Source organism: Arthrobacter sp. Y3225116 (genome assembly GCF_059091245.1).
Window position 1 is genome coordinate 1 of the sequence record NZ_JBNHGL010000269.1, and the last position, 3,646, is coordinate 3,646.

Annotated in this window: 5 protein-coding genes; 4 read left to right on the forward strand and 1 reads right to left on the reverse strand. The window is 68.4% G+C overall.

The window, feature by feature from the left end:
- The 4 genes from AC5RV2_RS15865 to AC5RV2_RS15880 all read left to right on the forward strand — a co-directional run.
- On the forward strand, positions 1-383 hold a 383-nt coding region (locus AC5RV2_RS15865; RefSeq protein ID WP_494093132.1), incomplete at its 5' end, for a permuted SH3 domain-containing protein.
- Positions 380-1,093, forward strand: coding sequence for an ABC transporter ATP-binding protein (locus tag AC5RV2_RS15870; protein WP_494064815.1), 714 nt, complete (start codon positions 380-382; stop codon positions 1,091-1,093). The genes AC5RV2_RS15865 and AC5RV2_RS15870, both read left to right, overlap by 4 nt.
- Complete coding sequence (locus AC5RV2_RS15875) at positions 1,090-2,283, forward strand: ABC transporter permease (protein WP_494093133.1); 1,194 nt, start codon at positions 1,090-1,092, stop codon at positions 2,281-2,283. The genes AC5RV2_RS15870 and AC5RV2_RS15875 overlap by 4 nt, the downstream gene beginning before the upstream one ends.
- Before the next feature lie 74 nt (positions 2,284-2,357).
- Complete coding sequence (locus tag AC5RV2_RS15880; RefSeq protein WP_494093134.1) at positions 2,358-2,765, forward strand: SRPBCC domain-containing protein; 408 nt, start codon at positions 2,358-2,360, stop codon at positions 2,763-2,765.
- Here the strand turns inward: AC5RV2_RS15880 and rarD are convergent.
- Positions 2,762-3,646 (reverse strand): EamA family transporter RarD (gene rarD / locus AC5RV2_RS15885; RefSeq protein WP_494093135.1); only part of this gene is annotated, 885 nt, incomplete at its 5' end. The two genes, AC5RV2_RS15880 and rarD, sit on opposite strands and share 4 nt — an antisense overlap.

Genomic DNA, 3,646 nt, shown 5'->3' on the forward strand with positions numbered 1-3,646 from the left:
GGCCGGAGCAGCCCGGGGACCCGTTCGGGCCGGCGGCCCCGGCGGCGACGGGCACTGTCAACTGCGCCGTGCCGGCCGATGTCAGGGTCTTCCCCGGGCTGGGCGCGACGATCGATATCACGGCCGGAACCGCAGAGAACGTGATCGTGGTACCCACCACGGCGGTCCGCGGATCGGTGGACACCGGTCTGGTGTGGGTCGTGGAGGACGACGGCGGGGCACCGGTTGAGCGCCCGGTCGCCCTGGGACTGACCGACGGGATGCAAGTGGAGATCGTGGAGGGGCTGGACGAGGGCGACCTGGTCCTGCAGTTCATTCCCGGCGCGCCGGGGGACCAGATGATGCCCGGGATGGAAGGCGATTTCGGCATGGTGGGCGGATGAGCGCTGCGGCGGCGGGGGCCCCGCTGCTGGAGCTGCAGGGCGTGACGCGGAGCGTGCACATCCCGGACCGCGGCCCGCTGCACATCCTGCAGGGCATCGAGCTGAGCATCGGTACCGGCGAGCACGTGTCGATAGTCGGCCGGTCCGGGTCGGGAAAGTCCACGCTGCTGAACATCCTGGGCCTGCTGGACGTGCCGAGCACGGGCGAGATGTTTTTCGAGGGGCGGGCGGTCTCTTCCCTGGGGGAAAAGCAGCGCGCCATGGCCCGCGGTGCGCGCGTGGGATTCATCTTCCAGCAGTTCAACCTGTTGCCGGGCCGTACCGCACTGGAAAACGTCATGACCCCGCTGCTCTATGCCCGCGGCCGGCAATTCTGGCGGCGCGAGCGGTTGGCCGCGGAAATGCTCGATCGGGTCGGCCTGGGCGACCGGCTGGGGGAGAAACCGCACAAGCTCTCCGGCGGTGAGCAGCAGCGGATCGCCATCGCGCGGGCGCTGGTGCGCTCGCCCAGGCTGATTCTCGCCGATGAGCCTACCGGCGCCCTGGACATCGAAACCGGCCAAAGCGTGATGGCCCTGCTGGGCGACGTGGTTAAGGAGTCGGGTGCGGCCCTGGTGACCATCACGCACGATGCGAACGTGGCGGTCCTGGCCCAGCGGCACTATCGGCTGGGTGACGGGATTCTGCACGCTTCGGAGCTGGCGGCATGACCGGCGCCGTCGCCCTCCTGGTCGAGGCATGGGCCGAGCTGCGCATCCACAAGACCCGGGTCCTGCTGGCCTTGATCGGCGTGGCGCTGTCCGTCGCGGCCCTGACCACCGTCGTCGGGCTCGGCAACATGGCCAGGGAAGGCATCGTGCAGGGGCAGGAACAATCCGGAGGCCGCGCAGCGACCGTGACGGCTGAGGTCTACACGCCGACAGGAACCGAAGAACCGGCGGTCCTGCACGCCGCCTTCGAGGGGCTCGTGGAACGCTACGGCGTGGAATACGCGAGCCGCCGAACCTTCGCCCAGGTCCCGTTCCAGTTCCCCCACGGCGTCGTGACGGCCGAGACCACGGTGGTGGACCGCAGCTACGGCGAGATGCGGCGGGTCGACCTGGTCGCCGGCCGCTGGTTCACGGAAGCCGACGCCGCGGCGCTTGCGCCGGCGGTGATTATCAACGAAGCATTCCACCGGCAGCTGGGCGAACCGGACCTGGCACTGAACCCGGTGGTGCAGATCTTCCAGCAGCGGCCGATCGCGGCCACCGTGGTGGGAGTGATGCCGGACTTCCACCAGGAAGCCATGGCCCGGGCCATGATGCTCACCAGCCAGTACGAGCGTTGGGGCCTCGGCGGGCAGGCAGGTCCTCCTCCCGTCCTGGAAATGTGGCTCCCGGCCGAGCTCGAGCCGGGCCTGAGCGCGGCGATCGCCGGCGACCTCCAGGCCCAGTTCCCCGATGCCCAGGCGAATGTGTACCGCAGCGACTATGCCGCCTGGGGCGACCCGTTCGAGGGCATCCAGTGGGCGGTGGGCGGCGTCGCCGGACTGGTGCTGCTGCTGGGCGCCGTGGGACTGCTCAACATCTCGATGGTGACGGTCAGGTACCGGGTGCGGGAAATCGGCATCCGGCGCAGCTTCGGGGCGACCTCCGGCCGGATCTTCTTCGGCGTAATGCTCGAATCGGTGGTCGCGACGTTCGTAGCCGGCGTGGCGGGGGTGATGCTCGCCGTCGCCGTGGTGAAGAGCCCGTGGATCCAGGACCTGATCGCCCAGGGCATCAGCGAACTGCCGCCGTTCCCGGTGGAAGCGGCGCTGCTGGGCATCGGCGCCGCGACGGCCGTCGGCGCGCTGGCCGGCCTGATCCCGGCGGTGGTGGCCGTGCGGGTCAAGGTGATCGACGCGATCCGCTACTAGTGTCGCCTCCGGTTATGCCTCTCATCAGTCGTGCCGTTCACGCGGCGAAGGGACACGTGTCCCACAGGTGGTCCATGGCAGTGCCCGCAGCCCGTCTTTGGTGGGGTCTGACAGACCCGGAGGCCTTGCCTCATTGGCTGGGGAAGTTAACGTCCGGGCGGTTCGTCGTGGGGGATGTGGTGACCATCCAGCACGCGGAAAACTATTTTTGTACCAGCCGGATCCTGGAATGTGAACCGGAAAAACTGCTGCACATGACGTGGGACTTTCCGGACGAGCCGGCTTCGCAGGTGCGGATCACCCTCACCCCGGTCGGCAGTACTACCACCCTGGACCTGGCGCACGACGGGCTGGGGAGCGAAGCCGCCAATTACCTGCCCGGCTGGCACGCGCATCTTCTCTACCTGGAAGACTTGACCATGGGCCGCCCACGATCCATGTCCGAATTCTGGTCAACGTACGAAGGGCTGTCCGAAATTTAAGCCGCCGCGGGCGGCTGGGGTGCCTGGGCGGCAGCCGGCTCGTCCCCGGCCTTGGGCGCCCGCTTCAGGGCCACGGCCATGTCCGTGGTGAGGATGGCCAGGGAGAGCCAGACCAGGCCGAAGCCGATCCAGCGTTCCAACGGCATAGGCTCGTGCAGGAAGACGAGGGCGATGATGAACTGCAGGAGCGGGGCCAGATACTGCAGCATTCCGACAGTGCTCAGCGGCAGCCGGCGGGCGGCGGCGCCGAAGAACAGCAGGGGCAGCGCGGTGATCAGGCCGCTTGCGGCCATCAGCCAGAAATGCCCGCTGCCTTCGGAGAGCAGGGTCGCCTGGCCGCCGGCCATCAGGATGAGCATGATGGCCACGGAGACCGGGGTCAGCACCAGCGTTTCCACGCTCAGGCTGGTGACGGCGTCGACGCGGCCGCCGATGTTCTTCTTGACCAGGCCGTAGAACCCGAAGCTGAGCGCCAGGATCAGGGCAATCCACGGAACGTTGCCGTACCCGAAGGCAAGCACCAGCACAGCGGCGAAGGCAACGCCCATGGCGGCCCACTGCGCCGGGCGCAGCCGTTCCTTCAGCAGGATGACCCCCAGCAGCACGGAGACCAGCGGGTTGATGAAGTATCCCAGCGCGGCCTCGATGGCGTGTCCGTTCAGCACCGCGAACACGTAGGTCAACCAGTTGACCGCGATCAGGCCCGCGGCCAGGGCCAACGTCCCGAGGGTGCGCCTGTTGCCCAGCGCGGCCCCGAAGGTGCGCCAGCCGCGCAGCGCCGTGATCAGCAGGATGACCCCCAGCAGCACGGAGACCAGCGGGTTGATGAAGTATCCCAGCGCGGCCTCGATGGCGTGTCCGTTCAGCACAGCGAACACGTA

Excerpts from the sequence above, each read along its gene's own strand:
- AC5RV2_RS15880 (WP_494093134.1), top strand. The coding sequence starts at position 2,358 with ATGGCAGTGCCCGCAGCCCGTCTTTGGTGGGGTCTGACAGACCCGGAG.
- AC5RV2_RS15870 (WP_494064815.1), top strand. The coding sequence starts at position 380 with ATGAGCGCTGCGGCGGCGGGGGCCCCGCTGCTGGAGCTGCAGGGCGTG.
- AC5RV2_RS15875 (WP_494093133.1), top strand. The coding sequence starts at position 1,090 with ATGACCGGCGCCGTCGCCCTCCTGGTCGAGGCATGGGCCGAGCTGCGC.